At 56.0% G+C, this 23,529-nt stretch carries 24 protein-coding genes; 12 read left to right on the top strand and 12 right to left on the bottom strand.

Going from position 1 to position 23,529, the window contains the following annotated elements; all coding sequences use genetic code 11:
- Nucleotides 1-78 precede the first annotated feature (78 nt).
- The 6 genes from yihX to I6L74_RS08215 all read left to right on the top strand — a co-directional run bounded on the left by yihX (nt 79) and on the right by I6L74_RS08215 (nt 3,786).
- Nucleotides 79-678 (top strand): glucose-1-phosphatase, encoded by a 600-nt coding sequence (gene yihX, locus I6L74_RS08240; protein WP_015961052.1) that lies wholly within the window; start codon nt 79-81, stop codon nt 676-678.
- Nucleotides 672-1,544 (top strand): virulence factor BrkB family protein, encoded by an 873-nt coding sequence (locus tag I6L74_RS08235; RefSeq protein WP_059180555.1) that lies wholly within the window; start codon nt 672-674, stop codon nt 1,542-1,544. The genes yihX and I6L74_RS08235 overlap by 7 nt, the downstream gene beginning before the upstream one ends.
- A complete protein-coding gene (gene dtd, locus I6L74_RS08230) occupies nt 1,541-1,978 on the top strand; it encodes a D-aminoacyl-tRNA deacylase (RefSeq protein ID WP_059180556.1) in 438 nt (145 codons plus the stop codon). The genes I6L74_RS08235 and dtd overlap by 4 nt, the downstream gene beginning before the upstream one ends.
- A 44-nt stretch (nt 1,979-2,022) precedes the next feature.
- A complete protein-coding gene (gene fabY / locus I6L74_RS08225) occupies nt 2,023-2,964 on the top strand; it encodes a fatty acid biosynthesis protein FabY (RefSeq protein WP_041689564.1) in 942 nt (313 codons plus the stop codon).
- Nucleotides 2,965-3,169: 205 nt separating this feature from the next.
- On the top strand, nt 3,170-3,412 hold the full coding sequence (locus tag I6L74_RS08220) for a ribbon-helix-helix domain-containing protein (RefSeq protein WP_164841605.1): 243 nt from the start codon (nt 3,170-3,172) through the stop codon (nt 3,410-3,412).
- Nucleotides 3,412-3,786 (top strand): type II toxin-antitoxin system VapC family toxin, encoded by a 375-nt coding sequence (locus I6L74_RS08215; protein WP_059180558.1) that lies wholly within the window; start codon nt 3,412-3,414, stop codon nt 3,784-3,786. The genes I6L74_RS08220 and I6L74_RS08215 overlap by 1 nt, the downstream gene beginning before the upstream one ends.
- A gap of 38 nt (nt 3,787-3,824) precedes the next feature.
- On the opposite strand, the gene fdhE is transcribed toward I6L74_RS08215, so the two are convergent.
- The 4 genes from fdhE to fdnG are packed head-to-tail and all read right to left on the bottom strand — an operon-like array spanning nt 3,825 to nt 9,369.
- Nucleotides 3,825-4,754, bottom strand: a complete 930-nt coding sequence (gene fdhE, locus I6L74_RS08210; RefSeq protein ID WP_059180559.1) for a formate dehydrogenase accessory protein FdhE — start codon at nt 4,752-4,754, stop codon at nt 3,825-3,827.
- A complete protein-coding gene (fdoI, locus tag I6L74_RS08205) occupies nt 4,751-5,386 on the bottom strand; it encodes a formate dehydrogenase cytochrome b556 subunit (protein ID WP_059180560.1) in 636 nt (211 codons plus the stop codon). Before fdoI ends, fdhE begins: the two co-directional genes overlap by 4 nt.
- On the bottom strand, nt 5,383-6,306 hold the full coding sequence (gene fdxH, locus I6L74_RS08200; protein ID WP_015961045.1) for a formate dehydrogenase subunit beta: 924 nt from the start codon (nt 6,304-6,306) through the stop codon (nt 5,383-5,385). Before fdxH ends, fdoI begins: the two co-directional genes overlap by 4 nt.
- 12 nt (nt 6,307-6,318) lie before the next feature.
- Entirely contained in the window at nt 6,319-9,369 is a 3,051-nt protein-coding gene (gene fdnG / locus I6L74_RS08195) for a formate dehydrogenase-N subunit alpha (protein ID WP_138108107.1), read from the bottom strand.
- Between the two features lie 434 nt (nt 9,370-9,803).
- Here fdnG and fdhD point away from each other — a divergent pair, with 434 nt between their 5' ends.
- Together fdhD and I6L74_RS08185 are read left to right on the top strand one after the other, a co-directional pair.
- Nucleotides 9,804-10,640 (top strand): formate dehydrogenase accessory sulfurtransferase FdhD, encoded by an 837-nt coding sequence (gene fdhD, locus I6L74_RS08190; RefSeq protein WP_059180562.1) that lies wholly within the window; start codon nt 9,804-9,806, stop codon nt 10,638-10,640.
- 112 nt (nt 10,641-10,752) lie between these two features.
- A complete protein-coding gene (locus tag I6L74_RS08185; RefSeq protein WP_015961041.1) occupies nt 10,753-10,965 on the top strand; it encodes a YdgH/BhsA/McbA family protein in 213 nt (70 codons plus the stop codon).
- 39 nt (nt 10,966-11,004) lie between these two features.
- Here the strand turns inward: I6L74_RS08185 and I6L74_RS08180 are convergent, their stop codons facing one another.
- Nucleotides 11,005-11,328 carry an AzlD domain-containing protein gene (locus I6L74_RS08180; protein WP_059180563.1) on the bottom strand — a complete coding sequence of 108 codons (324 nt, stop codon included), beginning with the start codon at nt 11,326-11,328 and terminating at the stop codon, nt 11,005-11,007.
- Nucleotides 11,328-11,987 (bottom strand): AzlC family ABC transporter permease, encoded by a 660-nt coding sequence (locus tag I6L74_RS08175; RefSeq protein ID WP_059180564.1) that lies wholly within the window; start codon nt 11,985-11,987, stop codon nt 11,328-11,330. The genes I6L74_RS08180 and I6L74_RS08175 overlap by 1 nt, the downstream gene beginning before the upstream one ends.
- A gap of 102 nt (nt 11,988-12,089) precedes the next feature.
- Here I6L74_RS08175 and I6L74_RS08170 point away from each other — a divergent pair, with 102 nt between their 5' ends.
- The 4 genes from I6L74_RS08170 to I6L74_RS08155 all read left to right on the top strand — a co-directional run bounded on the left by I6L74_RS08170 (nt 12,090) and on the right by I6L74_RS08155 (nt 17,190).
- Complete coding sequence (locus I6L74_RS08170; RefSeq protein ID WP_059180565.1) at nt 12,090-12,638, top strand: helix-turn-helix domain-containing protein; 549 nt, start codon at nt 12,090-12,092, stop codon at nt 12,636-12,638.
- 20 nt (nt 12,639-12,658) lie between these two features.
- Nucleotides 12,659-13,654 carry a LacI family DNA-binding transcriptional regulator gene (locus I6L74_RS08165; RefSeq protein ID WP_059180566.1) on the top strand — a complete coding sequence of 332 codons (996 nt, stop codon included), beginning with the start codon at nt 12,659-12,661 and terminating at the stop codon, nt 13,652-13,654.
- Nucleotides 13,655-13,756: 102 nt separating this feature from the next.
- Complete coding sequence (locus tag I6L74_RS08160) at nt 13,757-15,880, top strand: alpha-galactosidase (protein WP_059180567.1); 2,124 nt, start codon at nt 13,757-13,759, stop codon at nt 15,878-15,880.
- Nucleotides 15,881-15,924: 44 nt separating this feature from the next.
- Entirely contained in the window at nt 15,925-17,190 is a 1,266-nt protein-coding gene (locus I6L74_RS08155; RefSeq protein WP_059180568.1) for an MFS transporter, read from the top strand.
- Nucleotides 17,191-17,232: 42 nt separating this feature from the next.
- On the opposite strand, the gene rhaM is transcribed toward I6L74_RS08155, so the two are convergent.
- The 6 genes from rhaM to rhaS all read right to left on the bottom strand — a co-directional run bounded on the left by rhaM (nt 17,233) and on the right by rhaS (nt 23,401).
- The gene (rhaM, locus tag I6L74_RS08150; RefSeq protein ID WP_059180569.1) at nt 17,233-17,547 is read right to left on the bottom strand and encodes an L-rhamnose mutarotase; all 315 of its coding nucleotides are present in this window, start codon (nt 17,545-17,547) and stop codon (nt 17,233-17,235) included.
- Nucleotides 17,544-18,692: a lactaldehyde reductase gene (gene fucO, locus I6L74_RS08145; protein ID WP_059180570.1), complete on the bottom strand. Its 1,149-nt coding sequence runs from the start codon at nt 18,690-18,692 to the stop codon at nt 17,544-17,546. The genes rhaM and fucO overlap by 4 nt, the downstream gene beginning before the upstream one ends.
- Before the next feature lie 113 nt (nt 18,693-18,805).
- Entirely contained in the window at nt 18,806-19,810 is a 1,005-nt protein-coding gene (locus I6L74_RS08140) for an ABC transporter permease (protein WP_059180571.1), read from the bottom strand.
- A complete protein-coding gene (locus I6L74_RS08135; RefSeq protein ID WP_059180572.1) occupies nt 19,807-20,811 on the bottom strand; it encodes an ABC transporter permease in 1,005 nt (334 codons plus the stop codon). The genes I6L74_RS08140 and I6L74_RS08135 overlap by 4 nt, the downstream gene beginning before the upstream one ends.
- The gene (locus I6L74_RS08130; protein WP_059180573.1) at nt 20,811-22,313 is read right to left on the bottom strand and encodes a sugar ABC transporter ATP-binding protein; all 1,503 of its coding nucleotides are present in this window, start codon (nt 22,311-22,313) and stop codon (nt 20,811-20,813) included. The genes I6L74_RS08135 and I6L74_RS08130 overlap by 1 nt, the downstream gene beginning before the upstream one ends.
- A gap of 101 nt (nt 22,314-22,414) precedes the next feature.
- Complete coding sequence (rhaS, locus tag I6L74_RS08125) at nt 22,415-23,401, bottom strand: rhamnose ABC transporter substrate-binding protein (protein WP_059180574.1); 987 nt, start codon at nt 23,399-23,401, stop codon at nt 22,415-22,417.
- Nucleotides 23,402-23,529 lie beyond the last annotated feature (128 nt).

Here is a 23,529-nt window from a genome sequence, read left to right as displayed (position 1 = left end):
TCTAAGCTGAATCTGGCGCATAGCCAAAGCTTATCTTTCCCGCTACAGTTATTTCTCCACGGAGCGAAGGGGATAAACATGCTTTATATCTTTGACTTAGGAAATGTCATCGTTGATATCGATTTCAATCGGGTGCTGGGGGCGTGGAGCGATTTCAGCCGTGTCCCGCTGGCGACGCTCAAGCAGAACTTCGCCATGGGCGAGGCGTTTCATCAGCATGAGCGCGGTGAAATCAGCGATGAGGCCTTCGCAGAAGCGATGTGCCATGAAATGGATTTGCCGCTGAGCTACGAACAATTTTCCCACGGCTGGCAGGCGGTCTTTGTGGCGATACGTCCGGACGTTGTCGACATCATGCACAAACTGCGTGAGCAGGGACATCGCGTGGTGGTCCTGTCCAATACTAACCGTCTTCACACCACGTTCTGGCCGGAGGAATATCCGGAGATCCGCGCAGCAGCCGATAAAATTTACCTTTCTCAGGAGATGGGCATGCGTAAGCCGGAAGCGCGAATTTATCAGGCCGTCTTGCAGGCCGAAGGTTTCTCCGCCGCCGATGCGGTCTTTTTTGACGACAACGCCGATAATATAGAGGGAGCTAACCAGTTGGGTATCACCTCAATTCTGGTGACAGGAAAAGAGACGATACCGAACTATTTTGCGAAGCAGGTATGTTAAAAAACGTTCATCAAAAAGCCGCACATCACACCCGTCCGTTTCGGGCATGGGTAAAACTGCTCTGGCAGCGCATTGATGAGGACAACATGACCACGCTGGCGGGCAACCTCGCGTATGTGTCACTGCTCTCATTGGTGCCGCTGGTGGCGGTGATTTTTGCGCTGTTCGCTGCATTTCCGATGTTTTCGGAAGTCAGCGTCCAGCTGCGACACTTTGTCTTCGCTAACTTTATGCCCGCTACGGGCGACGTTATTCAGCGCTATATCGAACAGTTTGTCGCTAACTCCAACAAGATGACGGCAGTCGGTGCCTGTGGGCTGATCGTCACGGCGCTGCTGCTGATGTATGCCATCGATAGCGCGCTCAATACCATCTGGCGCAGCAAAAAAGTGCGGCCAAAAGTGTACTCTTTTGCCGTCTACTGGATGATCCTCACGCTCGGGCCACTGCTGGCTGGGGCAAGTCTGGCCATCAGTTCTTATCTGCTGTCGCTGCGCTGGGCCAGCGAGCTGAACACGGTGATCGATAACGTGCTTCGGCTCTTTCCGTTAATCCTGTCGTGGCTCGCTTTTTGGCTACTGTACAGCGTAGTGCCGACCACGCGCGTGCCTAATCGCGATGCCATGGCGGGCGCGCTTGTCGCCGCGATTTTATTTGAGCTGGGCAAAAAAGGCTTCGCGCTTTACATCACCACGTTCCCTTCCTATCAGCTGATTTATGGCGTGCTGGCCGTCGTGCCGATCCTATTCGTCTGGGTCTACTGGACCTGGTGCATCGTCTTGCTTGGGGCGGAAATAACTGTCACTCTCGGGGAATACCGCAAACTCAAATTAGCCGCAGAACAAGAAGAAGCAGACCAACCATGATTGCATTGATTCAGCGCGTAACCCGTGCCAGCGTCACCGTGGAGGACGAGGTGACGGGTGAAATTGGCCCAGGACTTTTGGTGTTGTTAGGTGTCGAAAAGGATGATGACGAGCAAAAAGCCAACCGCTTGTGCGAGCGAGTGCTCGGCTATCGCATTTTCAGCGATGCAGACGGCAAGATGAATCTCAACGTCCAGCAGGCCGGTGGCAGCGTGCTGGTGGTGTCTCAATTTACGCTGGCGGCCGATACCGATCGCGGCATGCGCCCTGGATTTTCAAAAGGCGCCGCGCCCGATCGTGCAGAGGCGTTGTACGAATACTTTGTTGAGCGTTGTCGCCAACAGGAAATGAATACGCAAACCGGACGTTTCGCTGCAGATATGCAGGTTTCGCTGGTGAACGATGGCCCCGTCACCTTCTGGCTGCAGGTATGAGCCAGCTGGCGGCCTGGCCGCGGGTAACAAGAGAGAGTACCGCTATGTATCATCTACGCGTACCGCAAACAGAAGAAGAGTTAGAGGTTTACTACCATTTCCGTTGGGAAATGCTGCGCAAACCGTTGCATCAGCCGAAAGGCTCAGAGCGTGATGCCTGGGATGCGATGGCGCACCATCAGATGGTGGTGGACGAAGAGGGGAATCTGGTTGCGGTCGGCCGCTTATACATCAACGCCGACTATGAAGCCTCCATCCGCTTTATGGCGGTGCATCCCTCCGTACAGGACAAAGGTCTGGGCACCCTGATGGCGATGACGCTGGAGTCCGTGGCCCGTCAGGAGGGCGTAAAGCGCGTCACCTGCAGTGCCCGCGAAGATGCGGTCGAGTTTTTCTCCAAGCTGGGATTCGTCAACGAAGGCGAAATTACCGCGCCGCAAACCACGCCGATTCGCCACTTCCTGATGATTAAACCGATCGCTTCACTCGATGATATTCTGCATCGCGGCGACTGGTGCGGTCAGCTTCAGCAGGCCTGGTATCAGCACATTCCGCTCAGCGAGAAAATGGGCGTACGCATCCAGCAATATACCGGCCAGAAATTCATTACCACCATGCCGGAAATCGGCAATCAAAATCCGCACCATACGCTGTTCGCCGGGAGTCTGTTCTCGCTGGCGACACTGACGGGCTGGGGGCTGATCTGGCTGATGCTGCGCGAACGTCACCTTGGCGGGACCATTATTCTTGCCGATGCGCATATTCGTTACAGCAGACCCATCAGCGGTAAACCGAGCGCTATTGCCGATTTAGGCTGCCTGAGCGGCGATCTGGACCGTCTGGCGCGTGGACGTAAAGCCCGCGTGCAGATGCAGGTAGAGCTGTTTGGCGACGAGACGTCGGGCGCTGTGTTCGAGGGAACCTATATCGTCCTGCCTGCGAAACCGTATGGTGCCTTTGAAGAGGGCGGCAACGAGGAAGAGTAAGACTGTCGTAATGGCCTGATCGATTCGTCTTTCGGGCCCGTTTAAAAGATTCCTTTGCCGTGTCGTTCTGCACGTCTAGTGGCTGTTCTGGAAAGCGGCTCGCAGAAATCATTCTCGCTATCATAATCTTCTTTAGCCTTTCTAATACCAGGTGTATTTTGCTGGTTAATTCACCACGCATGATATACTGGAGGTATATATGAGCATGATGGCGGGAAGGGACATGGGCAGAATTCTACTCGATCTATCAGACGAGGTGATAAAACGGCTGGACGACCTCAAGGTGCACCGGAACGTCCCTCGCGCTGAATTGTTGCGGGAAGCCGTTGAGCAATATCTTGAAAGACACGATCAGGCTGAAAGCACGATCTCAGATGCCCTTGGCCTGTGGCATGGCTGTGAGGAAGAGGGTGTTGATTATCAGCGCAAGCTTCGTGAGGAGTGGTAATGGCGAAAGGGTCTGCTCTTTTTGACACCAATATTCTCATCGACTTGTTCAGTGGAAGGGCAGAGGCAAAGCACGCATTAGAGAGTTGGCCGCCGCAAAATGCGATTAGCATCATCACCTGGATGGAAGTCATGGTGGGAGCAAAAAAATACCATCAGGAGCATCGTACCCGGATTGCCTTAAGTGCGTTTAACGTCCTTGGTGTTTCACAAGAGGTTGCTGAGCGGAGTGTTGATCTCCGGCAGGAGTATCGAATGAAGCTCCCGGATGCCATTATTCTGGCTACTGCACAAATTCATCGTCTTGAACTGGTTACGCGTAATACCAAGGATTTCGGTAACATCCCTGATGTGGTCACGCCCTACAATTTGTAGGCCGGGCGACTTTACGCCGCCCGGCTTTTGACAGGAGACTACTCCCCTTCACCCGGGAACAGGAACGGGTTGATAGAGCTGCGGGCAAAGCCCTCTTGCTCCATATGCGCGTCCAGTACCAGCGTGGCGAGATCGTCCGCGACGGCTTCCACTTTCGGGTCTTTTTCCTGATAAAGAATCTTCAGATACGTCCCGCAATCACCGCAACTTTCCGCTTTAACGGCCGCGTTTTCGTTTTCCAGCGACCAGTAGTTCAGATCGCGGGTCTGCTCGCAGTTGCTGCATTTAATGCGCACCACGTGCCACTCGGTTTCACACAGGTTGCAGTGCAGATAGCGCAGGCCTTGCGTCGTGCCGATTTGCACCATGCTGGTGACCGGCATTGAGCCGCAGACCGGGCAGAACTGGCGGGCTTCGCCATACTCCGCGCGCGCTTTGCCCGGAATCAGGCTGGCCATTTGCGCCCAGTAGAGCGACAGCGCAGCCCAAATAAACGGTGCTTTATCACTGCTGACTAGCGCGAAATCCGCAGCAAACAGCGCGCTCGCCATCTCTTCCAGTTCAAGCTCAGAGGCTTTTTCCAGATTCTCGATAACTGCCAGCGCTGGGCCGCTCATCTCGGGCTTCAGCTCAGCAATCAGGGAGTGCAGCAGCGTGTGCCAGTGCTTATCGCGCGGTAAAACGTGGATATCCAGCGGCGGCTTGCCCTGATCGTTCGCTTCTTTGATGCGCGCGGTCAGGTCGATTTGCAGCGGGTGATCGTACAGCACCACTTCCTGCGCATGGGCGATCAGCGCGGCGAAGCGTAAGAAATCGCCAAGCGGATTGTTCTCTGCCAGCTCGCGCAGACGCTCTGCGCGGCGGTTGTAGAGGTTCTTGAGTCTGGGGAATAACAACGGCGGAATGTAATCCGCCGTGCGTTTCTCGCTCGAACCCAGCTCATCTTGCGGGATTATGCGAATACTCATTCAGTTTTCTTTTCCGTTGTCTTTCGAACTTCTCGGTACCAGCGCGGGTGATGTTTCTTCGCCCAGGCACTGGTAACCCATCCTTCCACCATCGCGGTAATGGTGCCTTTGACCCAAAGGGCCGCGTAAATATGCACCATGATAACCACAATTAACGCTACTGCGGCAAATGAATGCAGCATCAGCGCAAATCGGATCACCGGGATTGAGAAAGCAGGCGCAAAGTACGGACGCCAGATGATCACACCGCTCACCAGCAGCAGAACCAGGAAAATAATCGCCGCCCAGAATACGCATTTCTGGCCGAAGTTATAACGCCCGGTGTCACCCACTTCCTCGTTGACGACGATCTTACGAATATTCTTCGCCCAAAAGATATCATCCCGATTGATTAGGTTATGGTGCCAGTAACGGAAAAACATGATGATGAAGGACGCAAACATAATCACGCCGACAAACGGGTGCAGAATTCGCGCCAGCTGCGGGGTGCCCATGATTTGCATCAGCCAGTTGAAGGATGGGAAGAAAAATCCCAGCCCGCTTATCGCCGCCAGCATGAAGCAGAAAGCGGTGACCCAGTGGTTGATACGTTCGGGCGCGGTGTAGCGCACGATGGTGTCACGTTTCCTCATTTGCGCTCCTCCTCACGATCGTCACGAGGCGTGTCTTTTTCCTCATGAAGATTGTCTTCTTCATCATCCGCACGGTTAGGACCGACACCGACGTAGTGGAAGATACTGGCGGCAAACGTCGCCGCAAAGCCAACGGCGGCCAGCGGTTTCCAGATACCTTTCCAGAACTTCACGGTCGCGCTGATCTCCGGGTTCTCCGGCAGGCCGTGATACAGATTCGGCTTGTCGGCGTGGTGCAGTACATACATCACGTGCGTCCCGCCAACACCCGCCGGATCGTACAGACCTGCGTTGTCATATCCACGGGTTTTCAGCTCGGAGACGCGCTCGCCCGCCAGCGTTTTCATATCCTCTTTTGAGCCAAAGTGGATAGCGCCCGTCGGACAGGTTTTCACGCAGGCCGGCTCCTGGCCGACATTCACGCGGTCAACGCACAGCGTACATTTGTAGACGCGGTTGTCTTCCGGGTTCATGCGCGGGACGTCGAACGGACAGCCTGCGATGCAATAGCCGCAGCCAATGCACTGCTCGGACTGAAAATCGACGATGCCGTTGGCATACTGAATGATAGCCCCTTCCGACGGACACGCCTTCAGGCAGCCCGGATCGGCACAGTGCATACAGCCGTCTTTGCGGATCAGCCATTCCAGTTTGTCGTTCTGTTCCACTTCCGAAAAACGCATCACCGTCCAGGATTTCGCGGTCAAATCGGCGGGGTTATCGTACACCCCGACGTTATGTCCCACTTCGTCACGGATATCGTTCCACTCGGAACACGCCACCTGACAGGCCTTACAGCCGATACAGGTGGTGACGTCAATAAGCTTCGCCACTTCCTGCTGGTGGTCCCGCGCCTGAGGCGCGGGCGTGAAACCGTTAGTCGCGGAACGACGAATAATGTCTTGCGATTGATAAGCCATAAGTCGTCTTCCTTACACCTTTTCCACATTCACGAGGAAAGCCTTAAACTCCGGCGTCTGCGTATTTGCATCACCGACAAACGGCGTCAGGGTGTTGGCAATAAAGCCTTTCTTCGCCACACCTTCGTAACCCCAGTGAATCGGAATACCAATGGTATCCACCTGCTGGCCGTGAACATTCAGCGTGCGAATACGTTTAGTCACCACCGCCTTGGCTTTGATATAGCCACGGTTAGACGAGACTTTCACCGTGTCGCCGTGCGCGATGCCGAGCTTATTCGCCAGCTTCTCACCGATCTCCACAAACTGTTCTGGCTGCGCGATGGCATTAAGCAGCGCGTGCTTGGTCCAGTAGTGGAAGTGCTCGGTCAGGCGGTAAGTGGTGCCGACATACGGGAATTTATCTTTTTTACCCAGCGCTTCCAGATCGCCTTTAAAGATACGGGCGGCCGGGTTAGAGATAACATTTGGGTGCAGCGGGTTAGTGCCCAGCGGCGTCTCAAACGGCTCGTAGTGTTCCGGGAACGGTCCTTCCGCCATCTTATCGATAGCAAACAGGCGGCCCATCCCTTCAGGCTGCATGATAAACGGTCCCACGTCGCTGCCCGGTGCGGCGGCGCTGTAGTCCGGAATATCGACGCCACCCCATTTCGCGCCGTCCCATTTCAGGAGTTGGCGTTTCGGGTCCCACGGATTGCCCTGCGGATCGGCGGATGCGCGGTTATACAAAATTCGACGGTTCAGCGGCCACGCCCACGCCCAGCCCAGCGTATTGCCAAGACCTGACGGATCGGCGTTATCGCGGTTAGCCATCTGGTTGCCTTTCGGCGTCCAGCTACCGGCGAAGATCCAGCAACCGCTGGAGGTCGAGCCGTCATCGCGCAGGTGCGCAAAGGTGCTCAGCTGTTCACCTTTCTTCGCCAGCACGGTGCCGGTGGCCGGATCGATAATATCCGCCAATGCTTTACCGTTGCTCTCCATCGCCACTTCTTCTGGCGCTGGATTTTCTGGCGTCGAATAGTTCCAGGTCATGTTCAGAACCGGTTCCGGATTGGCGCCGCCTTCGGTCGCATACATCTTACGCAGGCGCATGAAGATACCGGCCAGGATCTCGCCGTCGTTCATGGCGATGCCCGGGGCGTCCGCGCCTTTCCAGTGCCACTGTAGCCAGCGGCCGGAGTTGACGATCGAACCGTTCTCTTCGGCGAAGCAGGTCGATGGCAGACGGAACACTTCGGTCTGAATCTTCGACGGATCTACGTCGTTCGATTCACCGTGATTCTGCCAGAAAGTCGCGGTCTCGGTATTGAGCGGATCAATGGTGACCAGGAATTTCAGCTTGGACAGTGATTCCACTACCTTGTTTTTGTTCGGGAACGAGGCGACCGGGTTAAAGCCCTGGCACAGATAGCCGTTCACTTTGCCCTGGTGCATCATCTCGAAGTACTGCAGCACGTCGTACCCTTTGTCCCACTTCGGCAACCAGTCAAAGCCCCAGCTGTTCTCAGCCGTCGCTTTGTCGCCGTAGAAGGCCTTCATCATTGAGACGAAGAATTTCGGGTAGTTGCCCCAGTAGTTGACCTGGCCTTCCAGCAGCGGTTTCGGCGTGTTGGCAGTCAGATAGGTCTGGAGGTCGGTCTGCTTCTCGCTTGGCAGCGTCATATAGCCCGTCAGGCTTTGTGACAGCAGACCAAGGTCGGTGAGCCCCTGAATATTGGAGTGACCGCGCAGGGCGTTGACGCCACCGCCTGCCATCCCCATGTTGCCGAGCAGCAGCTGAATCATCGCCATGGTGCGGATGTTCTGTGCCCCGACGGAGTGTTGCGTCCAGCCGAGCGCATACAGGAACGACGCCGTTTTGTCTTTGGCGCTGGTTTCCGCAATGTATTCGCACACTTTCAGGAAATCCGCTTTTGGCGTGCCGCAGATGTTTTCGACCACATCTGGCGTGTAACGGGAAACGTGCTCTTTCAGCAGATTCCATACACAGCGTGGATGCGTCAGCGTGGTGTCGCGTTTCGCAAAGCCGTTCTCGTCCAGCTCGTAGTTCCAGCTGGTTTTGTCGTACTTGCGTTTTTCGGCGTCGTAACCGCTGAACAGGCCATCTTCAAAGCCATAGTCCTCACGCACGATCAGGCTGGCGTTGGTGTAGGCTTCGGCGTATTCACGGTTATATTTTTCGTTGGTGAGCAGATACAGCAAAACGCCCGACAGGAAAGTAATGTCAGTACCCGATCGAATAGGGGTGTAGAAATCCGCCACTGACGCAGTTCGCGTGAAGCGGGGATCGATCACAATCAGTTTCGCGCCATTATGGATTTTGGCTTCCATCGCCCAGCGGAATCCCACCGGATGCGCTTCTGCCGCGTTCCCACCCATCACGACGATGAGGTTGGCGTTTTTGATGTCGACCCAGTGGTTGGTCATCGCACCGCGACCAAATGTTGGAGCAAGACTTGCTACCGTTGGTCCGTGTCAGACACGCGCCTGGTTGTCGACCGCGAGCATACCGAGTGCACGCGTGAATTTCTGCGTTAAATAGCCGGTTTCGTTGCTGGACGCCGAGGCACACAGCATCCCGGTGGAGAGCCAGCGGTTGACCGTTACGCCGTCCGCATTTTGCGGCATAAAGTTGGCGTCGCGATCTTCTTTCATCAGCTTAGCGATGCGGTCAAATGCGTCGTCCCAGGTGATTTGCTGCCACTTATCAGATCCAGGCGCGCGGTACTCGGGGAATTTGAGGCGGCTTTCTGAGTGGATGAAATCCACCAGACCTGCGCCTTTCGGGCACAGCGCGCCACGGTTGACCGGATGGTCCGGGTCACCTTCGATATGGAAAATAGATGCTTTAGCGTTTTTCGCGCCGTCGCCGAGGCTATACATTAACAGCCCACAACCGACAGAGCAGTAAGTGCAGGTATTACGGGTTTCACGGGTGCGCAGCAGTTTGTACTGCCGTGTTTCCGCGAGCGCGACGCCTGGGGCAAAGCCCAGCGCGGCTACCGTCGTGCCTGCCATACCGCCAGCGCAGATCTTAAAGAACTGCCTTCTGCTGACCTGCATGGGTCACTCCTTGTTTCGACATTGCCACCCTTCATTCCTCGGACAGCGGGCGTTTAACCCGTTAGGCGAGTTATTTAGGGGCATTATTGTTTTACTTTATGGATGAGAAAGAACCACAAAGGTGAAAAATTGATTTATTCCCCCATTTGCACGAGGGATATGTTGAGAATACCACAATGTCGGTAAGCCTGTTCCCGCCGTGTTAAAACAAAGTGAGCGTATTATCACTATGACGATTATAAAGTGTGATATTAATCACATTTTACTTAAGGGATGTTACGATTTTGTATCGGTGTCAACGTTGTGCCTCTCCAGAAGGAGTAGGTAAACTTGAAGGGTATGGGAGCCGAAAAGTTGATCCATACTATGCGCGAGGCCTGCGGTTTATGATGCAATAGCAGGTCTCACCTACGTGGTTGCTCAGGAATACCGTTGTGTCAAAACAGAATCGTGATGCCCAATTGTCTACACTGCCTGTGGGCGTGGTGGAACATTCGGTACACAGACCCCCTCACATTACCCATTCCGTCCCTGATTTTCTGGCGGAGGAAGTGCCCGTTGCGCTGGTTTACAACGGAATTTCCCATGTCGTGATGATGGCTTCGCCTAAAGATCTCCAGCTGTTCGCCATCGGCTTTTCGCTATCTGAAGGCATTATCGAGCAGCCTCAGGAAATCTACGGCATGGACGTGGTCAACGTCTGCAACGGTCTCGAAGTACAAATCGAGCTGTCCAGCCGCCGCTTTATGGGGCTCAAAGAGCGTCGCCGCGCGCTGGCTGGTCGCACGGGCTGCGGCGTATGCGGTGTCGAGCAACTCAACGATATCGGCAAGCCCATTACCCCGCTGCCGTTCACCCAGACGTTCAATCTCCGGCAGCTCGATCATGCTCTGGAGCATCTCAACGATGTTCAGCCCATTGGTCAACTGAGCGGCTGCACGCATGCCGCCGCCTGGGTTTTACCGTCGGGTGAAATTGCAGGCGGACACGAAGATGTAGGACGTCACGTCGCGCTCGATAAACTGCTGGGCCGTCGTGCGGGTGAACGTGACGCGTGGCAGCAGGGTGCTGTTCTGGTGTCCAGCCGGGCAAGTTATGAGATGGTGCAAAAAGCCGCGATGTGTGGCGTTGAAATCCTGTTCGCGGTATCCGCGGCGACGACGCTGGCGGTCGAGGTAGCGCAGCGCTGCAATCTGACGCTGGTGGGCTTTTGTAAACCAGGACGCGTGACGATTTATACGCATCCTGAGCGCTTGATTATTGATCAGTAAATTTGAATAACCTGAGCAAATCCTTCCGCTTTTAGTTGTCGGTGATGAGGCCTATTATTATCACATCAAGGCATAACGCCTTATCTAAACAACTTACTGAAGGATTTACATCATGAAAAACATCAAAACTTTTGTTGCAGTAATCGCACTGGCTACTTCTTTCGGTTCATTTGCTGCTCAGTCAGTGACCGCGACCGCAACCACCATTGACGGTGCAGAAGCGAAAATTGCTGCTCAGGCACAAGAAGCGGGCGCGTCATCTTATAAAATTACTCAGGCATTCACCGGTAACCAGGTTCACATGACCGCTGAACTGACTAAATAAGCGAATCACCTGTCGAAAGAGCGCCCCTGGGGCGCTTTTTTAGTTTATGCCTGCCAGGCGCAGTAGCGCAGTGGCAATGGCCGCCGCAAAAATCACCACGATCAGCGGCATTTTCCGCCACGCCAAAAACACCGCAAACGCCACACCTGTCACCCGCGCCATTCCGGCAAAATGTTCGCCTTCGTAGAAGGTGGTTGCCAGCGCCACGGAAAATAACAGCACCGTTGCGGCATCGGATAGCAGCGCCTGAGAACGCTCAGAAAGCGCTAAACGATTCCCCAGCTTCGCGCCGCCGAGGCGCATCAGGTACGTTCCCGCCGATAAAATGGCGATGCCGAGGATGAAAACCGTCATATTGCCCATTATTTCTTCCTCGCGGCGAGACCCAGCAACGAGAGCAACACCGGCAAACCGACGGGTGCAAACGGCACCGCCGCCAGCGACAGCGCCGCACCGCTACAGGCGCGGATAAGCGTGGTGCGATTCTTAAACGCGGGCACCACCAAAGCCAATAAAATGGCCGGGAAAACGGCGTCCAGGCCGATGGTCTCCGGCGCAGGCAATAATTTCCCCACCCCTGCGCCCAGCAGCGTGCCGAGCGGCCAGATGATGGCGACGCCCAATCCGCACAGCCAATAGGCTGCTTTGCGCTGCTCCGGCGTCTTTTGCGACAGACCAAATACCACGCTTTCATCATTCATAATGTGGCAGCCTAAAAAGCTCGCGCCGCGCTTGCCGACCAGATCGCGCACCGTGACACCAAACGGGACATGGCGCGCATTAACCAGTAACCCTGCGGCGGCTGCAGCAAGCGGATTTCCGCCGCTGGCGACAATGCCGATAAACATAAATTCCGATGCACCTGCCAGCACGGTGAGTGAAAGGAGAAACGGCACCCATATCGGGAAACCATACGCCATCGCCAGCGAACCGTAGGACACCCCAACGACGCCCACGGCCAGGCACACCAGGACGATTGCTTTTATCGTGTCGCCTTTCAGGCAGGAGAAATAATGCTTCATACAATTTTAGCCATATCGAACGAGTTTCCATTATAATGAACGCATCAATATTGTTTTACAAGATGAACGATTCGTTCGATTTATAGAACAGAGGCCCTTTTTATGACGCAGCCAATTAGCGTTATCGCCAAAAGTCTGGTGCGAGAGCGTACCCGGACCGGGCTTTCACTGGCGGAAATCGCGCGTCGTGCCGGGATCGCGAAATCTACGCTTTCTCAGCTAGAGTCCGGCAACGGCAATCCGAGCCTGGAAACATTATGGTCGCTTTGCGTCGCACTCGACATTCCGTTTGCCCGTTTACTGGAGCCGCAGCAGCCCACCACGCAGGTAATTCGTCGTGGCGAAGGGACAAAAGTGACCGCCGAGCACGCAAATTATCAGGCGATTTTGTTGGCCGCATGCCCGCCAGGCGCTCGTCGCGATGTGTATATGCTGATGGCCCAGCCGGGCGCGGATCGCGTTTCGCAGCCACATCCGCCGGGGTCAGTGGAACACATTATTGTGACACAAGGCCGGGCGTTGGTTGGCCTGACGGAAGCGCCTGAAGAGCTGGGCGAAGGGGACTATATTTGCTATCCCGCAGACCAGCCGCATATCTTCAAAGCCCTTGAGCGAGATACGTACGCGCTTATGGTGGCGGAACAAAACTAAACAGCAGGACACGGAAAATCATGTCGCTTAAAGCCATTGCCAAAGAACTGGGGCTGTCCGTTACCACCGTCAGTCGCGCCCTCAACGGATATGATGACGTGTCCAGCGAAACGCGCGCGCGCGTTGAAGCCGAAGCCCAGCGCCGTGGCTATCGCCCGAATACGTTTGCCCGTCGCCTGAAAATGGGCAAAATCGACGCTGTTGGGCTGGTGTTTCCGGTGCATCCGGTTCCGCTCAATAACAGCGTGTTTATGGATATGGTCGGCGAAATTAGCCACGAACTGGCGCGACATGAGATCGATTTGCTGCTGATCGCGGACGACGATTTGGCCGACAAACACAGCTATATGCGCATGGTACAAAGCCGGCGCGTGGATGCGTTGATTGTGGCGCATACGCTCGATCACGATCCGCGTCTTGAACAGCTTCAGGCGGCGGGATTCCCTTTCCTGGCGCTGGGTCGCAGTCAGTTGCCGCAGCCTTACGCCTGGTTTGATTTTGACAACTACGCCGGGACGTATAACGCCACACGCTGGTTGATTGCAAAAGGTCATCAGCGTATTGCGCTGCTGGGTGAAAGCAATAATCAGGCGTTCATAACCCAGCGTCGACAGGGTTATCTCGATGCACTGTGTGAAGCCGGACTGTCCAGCGAATGGCTGCGCGCTATGCCGCCATCTCGTCGCGCAGGGTATAACGCCACGCAAGCGCTGCTCGCGCTCGCACAACCGCCGAGCGCCATTATCACCGATTGCAACACCCACGGTGACGGGGCCGCCATGGCGCTGGCGCAAGCCGGGCGTTTAAGCGGTGAACACGCGGTGGCGCTGATCGTGTATGACGGCCTACCGCAGGACAGCATTGTTGAGACCGACGTAGCGGCGGTGATTCAGTCCACCCGGCAGGGCGTAGGCAAACAAATTGCTGACATGGTGCGCCAGCTGATTGGCGGCGATGACCTCTCTCAACTTCAGGTGCTGTGGCAACCTGAATTCTCGCCAGGCGAAACCGCCTAAACGCGTTAAAATCATAAACCGATCACAAATCCGAAACGTTTAGGTTGGTATCCGAAACGTTTCGGATCAACACTCAGGACATCTGATGACAGGAGATGTCCGATGCACGATTTCATTTTACGACTCGAAAGCCATTCGGTTGACGTGGTGATAAAAACGCACCCATTCGCCGAAATTCTTTACTGGGGGCCGCATCTTCGCCACTTTTCTCCGCAAGATGTGCAAAGCCTTTCCCGCCCGATTGCCAACGGCCGACTGGATGTTGATATCCCGCTGACGCTGATGGCAGAGCTGGGCCACGGATTGTTTGGCGCGCCCGGCATTGAAGGCCATCGTCAGGGACTCGACGGTTCACCGATATTCAAAACGATTGCTGTGGCGCAGGAAGGACAACATCTTTCCATCACCGCCGAAGATGACAATGCAGGGTTACGTCTGACCAGTGAAATTGCCCTCGATGAGAGCGGTGTGCTGGTGGTGCGTCACGGCCTGACGAATTTACGCGCACAGCCGTGGCAGGTCGACAGGCTCGCCGTCACGCTGCCAATCGCCGAGCGCGCCCAGGAAGTGATGGCCTTTCATGGCCGCTGGATCCGCGAGTTTCAGCCGCATCGCGTCACGCTTGAGCACGACAGCTTTGTGATTGAAAGCCGTCGCGGGCGCTCTTCTCATGAACATTTCCCGGCCCTGATGACCGGCACGCCATCGTTTAACGAAATGCATGGCGACGTGTGGGGCGTACATTTGGGATGGAGCGGCAACCACCGCCTGCGTGCCGAAGCCAAAACAGACGGTCGCCGTTATCTGCAGGCTGAGGCGCTCTATCTGCCAGGCGAAATGGCGGTGGAAGAGGGTGAAACGCTGTGGACGCCACGCCTCTACGCCAGCTATTCCGCCCACGGGCTAAACGGCATGAGTCAGCAGTTCCACCGCTATCTGCGTAAAAATATCATTCGCTTCCCGGAAAACAAACCGCGCCCGGTGCATCTCAATACCTGGGAAGGGATCTACTTCGACCACGATCCGCACTACATCATGCGAATGGCGGACGAAGCCGCTGGGCTCGGCGTGGAGCGTTTTATCATCGACGACGGCTGGTTTAAGGGGCGCAATAACGACCACGGCGCGCTGGGTGACTGGTATCTTGATGAGAGAAAATATCCTGACGGCTTAACGCCGGTGATTAACCACGTCAAAAATCTTGGCATGGAGTTCGGGATTTGGGTCGAACCCGAGATGATCAGCCCTGATTCGGATTTGTACCGCGCTCACCCCGACTGGGTGCTGGCTCTGCCGGGCTACACGCAGGCCACAGGACGCCATCAGTGGGTGCTCAATCTGAACATTCCTGAAGCCTTTGATTATTTACTCGAGCGCCTGAGCTGGCTTCTCGGTGAACACGCGATTGATTACGTAAAGTGGGACATGAACCGCGAGCTGGTGCAGCCTGCCCATAACGGTAAAGCTGCCGCCGACGCGCAAACCCGCCAGTTCTACCGTCTGCTGGATGTATTGGGTGAACGCTTCCCGCAGGTTGAATTTGAATCCTGCTCGTCGGGCGGTGGGCGTATCGATTATGAAGTGCTGACCCGCTGCCACCGTTTTTGGGCGTCGGACAACAATGATGCGCTGGAGCGCAACACCATCCAGCGCGGTATGAGCTATTTCTTCCCGCCGGAGGTGATAGGCGCGCATATCGGTCATCATAAATGCCACGCCACATTCCGCCAGCACAGTATCGCCTTCCGGGGCCTGACCGCGCTGTTTGGTCATATGGGACTGGAGCTGGATCCGCTGAGTGTCGATGAGCACGAGCGAGACGGGTATCGCCACTACGCCGCGCTGCACAAGCAGTGGCGTGAGGTGATTCATCATGGCACGCAGTGGCGCGTGGATATGCCGGATGCCAGCACGCTGGCGCACGGTATCGTGAGTGGCGACAAAGGGCAGGGGCTGTTTATTGTCAGCCAGTTGGCGATGCCAGATTACACGCTGATGATGCCGCTGCGCATGCCGGGGCTGGAGGCGAGCGCACAGTACCGCATCACGCTGCTCGATCATCCGAATATTTGTCTAACGGGCGAGGGCGGGCACACCATGCGCAAGCTCCCGGCGTGGATGGAAGAGCCGCAAACGGTGAGCGGCGAATGGTTGATGCAGGCAGGCATTGCGCTGCCGATTCTGGATCCGGAAACCGCCATTCTGATTGGCGTTGAACGCGTGTAAAGGTGACGGGCCGGATAGCCGGCCCTCAGTTGAGGATAAAAATAATGAACACGACTGCCTGTACCCACAAAGACAACCCTAATTTCTGGATTTTCGGGGCGTTCTTCTTTCTCTACTTCTTTATCATGGCCACCTGTTTTCCGTTCCTGCCGATCTGGCTGTCGGATGTCATCGGCCTTAACAAAACCCATACCGGGATTGTTTTCTCCTGTATTTCGCTTTCTGCGATCGCCTTCCAGCCAGTGCTGGGCGTGATTTCTGACAAACTGGGGCTGAAAAAACATCTGCTATGGATAATCGCGGTACTGCTGTTTTTGTTCGCCCCGTTTTTCCTGTATGTCTTCGCGCCTCTGTTAAAAACCAGTATCTGGCTTGGGGCGCTAAGCGGCGGGCTGTATATCGGCTTTGTCTTCTCGGCGGGGTCGGGTGCCATTGAGGCCTACATCGAACGCGTCAGCCGCAACAGCTTCTTCGAATATGGCAAAGCGCGCATGTTCGGTTGTCTGGGCTGGGGACTTTGCGCCTCAACGGGTGGCGTGCTGTTCAGCATCGATCCGTCGCTGGTGTTCTGGATGGGGTCTGGGGCGGCGTTGCTGCTTATGCTGCTGTTAGTCGTCGCCAGGCCGAAGCCAAACCAGACGGCGGAAGTGATGAACGCGCTCGGCGCAAACCAGCCGCAAATCACCGCTAAAACCGTCATGAGCCTGTTCCGTCAGCGCAAAATGTGGATGTTTATTTTGTACGTGATTGGCGTGGCGTGCGTCTACGACGTGTTCGATCAGCAGTTTGCCACCTTCTTTAAATCATTCTTCGCCACCCCAGAAGAAGGCACGCGAGCCTTCGGATTTGCGACGACGGCAGGGGAAATTTGTAACGCGATTATCATGTTCTGCTCGCCGTGGATCATTAACCGCATTGGCGCAAAAAATACGCTGCTGATTGCCGGACTGATCATGGCGACGCGCATTATCGGCTCGTCGTTCGCCACCACGGTGGTAGAAGTGATCGCCCTGAAAATGCTGCATGCGCTGGAAGTGCCGTTCCTGCTGGTGGGCGCGTTCAAATACATTACCGGCGTGTTTGATACCCGACTGTCTGCGACGATCTATCTGATAGGTTTCAATTTTGCCAAACAGTCGGCGGCGATTTTCCTGTCCGCCTTTGCCGGAAATATGTATGACCGGATCGGCTTCCAGGACACCTACCTGATGCTGGGCTGTATTGTGCTGACGATAACGGTGATTTCGGCATTTACGCTGAGTAGCAAACAGCAGATTGCCGCAAGAGGGAACACGGTGCAGGCCAGTTAAAAACAAGGCGCTGCCGCGAGTTCATGCGGCAGCGCAAAAAGCTTACTCCAGGTAAAACACGCTTTTCAGCTCTGCACTCACCGGGCTGTTGTCCGGATTCGAGGGCATGACGTCACGCATGTGCCTCCACCAGCGCTGGCAAACGTCGGTTTGTGCCACCGCGTTCCAGCGCTCTTCCGATTCAATCTCGACGGTCGCAAACAGCAGATTGCGGGCTTTATCCAGATAAATGGCGTAATGGTGCGCACCGTGGTCTTTCAGGACCGATTCCAGTTCTGGCCAGATCGGCGTGTGGCGGCGCTCATATTCGTCGTGTGAATCTGGGTTCACCTGCATCACAAAAGCTTTGCGGATCATAATGCCTCCAGATACAGCTCGCGTACTTCGTTGCGGCTGGCGGTACGCGGGTTGCACGGTGCGCAGGGGTCAGCCAGCGCTTTGTCCAGCCAGCCTTCGATATCCGCTTGGGTTACGCCGAGTTGGCTAAAGCCCGATGGAATGCCGACGCGCGTGCTCAGATCGCGGATGGCCTGAATCGCTGACATGCTTGCCGCGTCGTCGCTCATTCCCTGCGTCTCAACGCCCATCGCCTGTGCCACGCGGGCAAAACGTGCGACCGCATTGGGACGGTTAAAGTTTTCGATGATCGGCAGCAGGATGGCGTTGCACACGCCGTGCGGCAGGTTGTGCGTCGCGCCGGGTTGATGGGCAAGGGCATGCACCAGCCCCAGACCGGCGCTGTTAAACGCCATACCCGCCAGATACTGACCAAAGGCCATCTGCTCACGGGCTTGCAGATTATGCCCGTCATCGACCGCTTTCGGCAGCCACAGCGCGATCAGGCGAATGGCTTCCAGCGCGTTGGCGTCGGTCAGCGGGTGCGCACCAACAGACACATAAGCTTCGATGGCGTGCGTCAGCGCATCCATCCCCGTTGCCGCAGTGACGGAAGCGGGAATATCGAGCATCACGCTGGCGTCATCCACGGCGATATCCGGGATAATGTTCGAATCAATAATGACTTCTTTCACCTGGCGCACGGTATCGATAATCACCGCGTTGCTGGTCATTTCTGCCGCCGTACCCGCCGTGGTATTGATCGCCACCAGCGGCACGCCTGCATTTTTGACTTTCCCGACGCCCGAATAGGCGGTGGACGGGCCAGGATTCGCCGTCAGGATTTTAATCGCCTTTGCGGTATCAATCGGGCTGCCGCCGCCGAAGGCAATCAGGTAATCACAATCCGCATCCTGATACGCTGCAAACCCTTTCTGCACCAGCGCTTCGGTCGGATTTGGAAACACGTCATCGAACAGATGATAGGACATCTGGTGGGCGTCCAGCGCCGTAAACAGGCTGTCGAGCAGGCCCATTTTCACCAGCTGTCCGTCGGTAACAATCAGCGCTTTACCCCACTGTTTGTTTGCCACCAGATTGACCATATCGCCGATTGCGCCCGCGCCGTGCAGGCTGATTTTGGGAAGCGCCAACATAAAGCTCATGATAATTCTCCTTAACATTGATTTTGGGAAATCCTGTTCCCCTCGCCCCGGCCCTCTCCCAGGGGGAGAGGCGGCTGCTCGGTGTGTTTTTTCACCCCTAGGGATGAGGGGACTCAAATCCGTCTTCGCTGCATCATCCGGCGAGTGATAATCGGCAGGGAGATCACCACAATCAGCATCGCACCGATAATCACCGACATCACAATGCCGGGCACATTCAGCAGGCTCAGGCCAAAGGTGACCAGCCCCATCAGGAAGGCGGCGATAATCACGCCCACCATGCTGCCGGACCCGCCGAGAATATTGACACCGCCGAGCACCGCCATCGTGACAACCGCCAGCTCCCAGCCCATTGCAATCGTCGGGCGCGTGCTGCCTAAACGCGAGGTGAGCAATACCGACGCCAGCCCGGACATCAGCCCCACCAGCGCAAACAGCAGTAAGTTGTGACGTTTCACGTTGATGCCGGAATACCACGCCCCGGTTGGATTGTTGCCGATGGCGTAGGTGCGGCGACCAAAGTTGGTGCGATGCAACACGAAGGCAAACACCGTCGCCAGCACGATGAACAGCGCAAATTCGAATGACAGCGCGCCCCACACGTAGCCTTGACCCAGCCAGGCGAAGCTTTCGGGATAGCTGTTCAGCGCCTGATCGCCGAGCAAAATGTAGGTAATGCCGCGATACAGACTCATGGTGCCGATAGTGATAACAATCGACGACAGGTTAAAGCGGGTCACCAGCAGGCCGTTGAACAATCCGCACAGCAGCCCAACGCCTAATCCCACACAAACCAGCAGCGGTGTATCCACCCCCGCCGCCGCACAAAAGCCCATCACCGTGGAGCTCAGCGCGATGGTCGACGCCACCGACAGATCGATTTCGCGGGCGATAATCAGCATCGCCATCGGCAGCACGATGATCGCTTTTTCGGTGAAGTTAAACGTCGCGTCCGACAGATTCCAGATATCGAGGAAATAGGGCGAGGCGAACGCATTGACCACAAACACTGCCAGAGTCACCGCCAGCAAAAATCCTTCCCAGCACAGCAGACGCTGGAAAATCCCCGTGGGCGCAGTCGTAGTGTTGATCTCTTCCGACGTCATCATTTTGCTCATGAGTTCACCGCCTGTTTCTGACGTGCCAGCGCCGCATCGCGCAAGATCAGCCGTCCTTTGCGTTTATTGCCGCGTTCGTTAAGCAGCACTGCAATCACAATCACCGTGCCGGAAATCGCCATTTGCCAGAACGGCGAAACGCCAATTACCGGTAGCGCGTTATTGATAATGCCGAGGAACAGCGCGCCGAACAGGCAGCCGAGCACACGCCCGGTGCCGCCCATGGTGCTGATGCCGCCAATCACGCACGCCGCCACGACCTGTAGCTCAAACCCGTTTGCCACATCGACGTAGGCCACCGCGAAGCGCGAGATCCACAGATAGCCGCAGAATCCGGCCAGCGCGCCCGACAGGCAGAAGCTGACGAACTGCATTTTCCCGGCGTTAATCCCGGTGTAATACGCCGCCGTCGCGTTGCCGCCCGCAGTGTAAAGGGCGCGTCCGGTGCGGCTGTAGCGCAGGAAATAACCCACTAACAGCAGCGCGGCAACCGCACACCAGCTCAGCACGGGCAGACCTAAAATCGCTGTGCGCGGCAGGGCGAGAAAATCCGCGCCCATCTGGTTGGAGTTCACCCAGCCGCCGCCGGAGAGCAAAAAGATAATTCCGCGGTAAATGCTCATGGTGCCGAGCGTCACCACAATCGCCGGGATGCCGAGCTTCCACACCAGCAGGCCGTTGATCGCGCCCATCAACAACCCAAGCCCGGTGGCCAGAATCAGCAGCGTCCAGACGGGAACAGCCGGATAATGGAAATTAATCAGCGCGACAATCATCCCGGTCAGTGCCAGGTTTGCCGCCATCGACAGGTCGATGCCTTTGGTCAGCAACACCATCATCTGACCGAGCGCGAGAATGATCAGAATGGCGGTGTCGTTGAACATCTCCACCAGATTGCCCGGCGCGATAAATGACGGCACGCGGCTACCGATGGCGAGAATCATCAGCACGATCACGGCACCCAACAGCGCCTCACGGTGCTTCAGCAGTTGCTTTATCATTACGCCGCCTCCTGTTTTGCACCGCTGGCCGCGCTGACGATGGTTTCCGCCGTTGCGCCGCCCGCCTGATATTCCGCCACCATCAACCCCTCGTGCATCACGATAATGCGGTCAGCCATACCCATCACTTCCGGCAGCTCCGACGACACCATGATCACCGCCAGCCCCTGTCCAACCAGCTCGGACATAAACTGATGCACGGCCGCTTTTGAGCCAATATCGATGCCTTTTGTCGGCTCATCGAGGATTATCACGTCTGGATGCGTCGCCAGCCATTTGCCGATAACCACTTTTTGCTGATTGCCGCCGGAGAGCGTTTCGACAGGCTGTTTCCAGCTAAAGGCCTTCACCTGCAGACGCGTCGCGTATTCGTCCGCCAGCGCCCATTCGCGGCGGTCATTTAACACGCCGTTGGGGTTGAGCTTGCCGAGCTGCGGCAGGCTGATGTTTTGCGCAATCGGCAGAGCAATAATCGCCCCCTGTTTTTGCCGCTCCTCCGGCACGCAGACAATCCCTGCTTTGATGGCGTCGGACGGCTGGCGGAACTGTTGCGCTTTGCCGTTCAGCACGATTTGCCCGGAGGACGGGCGCGTGACGCCAGACAGCGCCTGCATCAGCTCGGTACGTCCTGCACCGACCAGGCCGTAAAAGCCGAGGATTTCGCCTTTGCGCAGTGAGAACGAAATGTGTGCGAATTCGGTCGGATGGCAGAGATCGTTGACCTCCAGCACCGTCTCGCCTTTTTCGCACGCCACCTTTGGGAAGGTTTGGGTAATGGCACGGCCCACCATCATTGAGACCATGCGCTCTTCGGTGATGTCATTCATCGCGCCCGCACCGACAAACACGCCGTCGCGCAAAATGGTGTAGTGATCCGCCAGCTCGAAAATCTCGTCGAATTTGTGCGAGATAAACAGAATGGCTTTGCCTTCCTGCTTTAAGCGCTCAACGATGTGATAGAACTCGAGGATTTCATGCTGAGACAATGCAGCGGTGGGCTCATCGAGGATAACCACCTGTGCCTCGAACGACAGCGCACGGGCGATGGCCACCATATGACGTTGAGCAATGCTCAGGGTTTTGAGCGTGGCGCGCGGGTCAATTTGCACCTCGAGCCGTGACAAAATCTCCTGCGCGCGACGGTGCATTTCCGGCCAGTCGAGCTTTTTGAAAAAGCCTTTGTGCAGATACTGACCGACGAAAATATTTTCCGTCACCGACAGTTCATCGAAGAGCACGGTTTCCTGATGAATGGCGGTGATCCCGACTTTGTGCGCCGATTCCGGCGTCGGGAGCTGAATGGGGATCGCTTTGTAGAGGATTTCGCCCTCTTCAGGCTGGTAAATGCCGGTCATCACTTTGACCAGCGTCGATTTGCCCGCGCCGTTTTCGCCGATAAGGGCGGTGACTTTGCCGGGCCAAAGCTCAAGCTGCACGTTCTCAAGAGCGCGCACGCCCGGGAAAATCTTGGTGATGCCGTTGAGTTGAAGCAATGGGGTCATGATAGTTCTCCAAAGTATCCCCTCTCCCTCAGGAGAGCGTTTGGATGAGGGGAAATACAGCCCTCACCCCGGTGCTCTCCCACAGGGAGCGGGAGAAAGGATCAGAAGATTTTCGAGAACTTATCAATATTGCTGGCATCGTAAACGAACGGCTCAGCCATCGCGCCGCTGCCGTCGGCATCAAGCTTCACTTTGCCCAGTTTGCCCATGCTGGCTTCGTCTTTGGTGGCGGTGCCTTTCACCAGATCGTCTGCCAGATAGGTGGCGGCGTAGCCGAGATCGATTGGGTTCCAGATAGCGAAACTTTTGCTCGCGCCGGATTTCACTGCGCCCGCCATTTCAGACGGCAAGCCCAGACCGGTGACGTACACTTTGCCGATTTTTCCCTGGTCTTTTACTGCCTGCGCGGCAGCGACAATGCCGACGGAGGACGGCGAGACAATCACTTTCAAATCAGGATAGGTTTTCAACAGGCCAACCGCTTCGCGGTAGCTTTTGTCAGAGAGATCATCGCCGTAGGCCACGGTCACCAGATTGACGGACGGGTACTTCGGCAGCACCTTTTTCATCTCGGCAATCCAGGTGTTCTGGTTAGTGGAGGTCGGCGTCGCGCTCAGTACCGCCACATCGCCTTTTTCCACGTTCAGAGCTTTCAATGCGTCTGCCGCCAGCTTGACGTTGGTTTCACCGATCAGCGCATTATTAGACGGATTCAGGTGGATCTGCCGCCCGGCTTTTGCCACGCCAGAATCCCACGACACCACTTTAATGCCGCGCTGCATGGCTTTTTTGAGTACCGGAACCAGGGCATCCGGATCGTTAGCGGAAATGGCGATCGCATCCACGCCCTGTGCGATCAAGCCGTTTAACACTTCGATCTGCGCTTCAGCGGTGGTCGTCGTGGGGCCGGTGTAAATCACTTTCACATCACCCAACTCTTTGGCCGCCTCCTGTGCGCCGACGTTCGCGGCTTCGAAGAATCCATTCCCGAGGGATTTCGCCACCAGGGCGATTTTGACTTCTGCTAATGCGGAACCGGACAACGCCAGAGCGGCAACGGTGAGGATTAAGCTTGTCTTTATTTTCATTGCTTTGACTCCACTTAGGGTGATTCCCGTCGTCTATCACGTTGCGGGTGCGTTGGCTTTCTCGCTCACCCCAGCCACTTACTTTTGTAAGCGCCTGGGGATTCACTGCGAAGCCGCCTTCCTGCACC

Origin of the sequence: Lelliottia amnigena (assembly GCF_019047465.1) — a bacterium.
GTDB lineage: Bacteria > Pseudomonadota > Gammaproteobacteria > Enterobacterales > Enterobacteriaceae > Enterobacter > Enterobacter amnigenus.
Note: the sequence above shows the minus strand (reverse complement) of the source record. Positions and strands in the feature narration are given on the sequence as shown.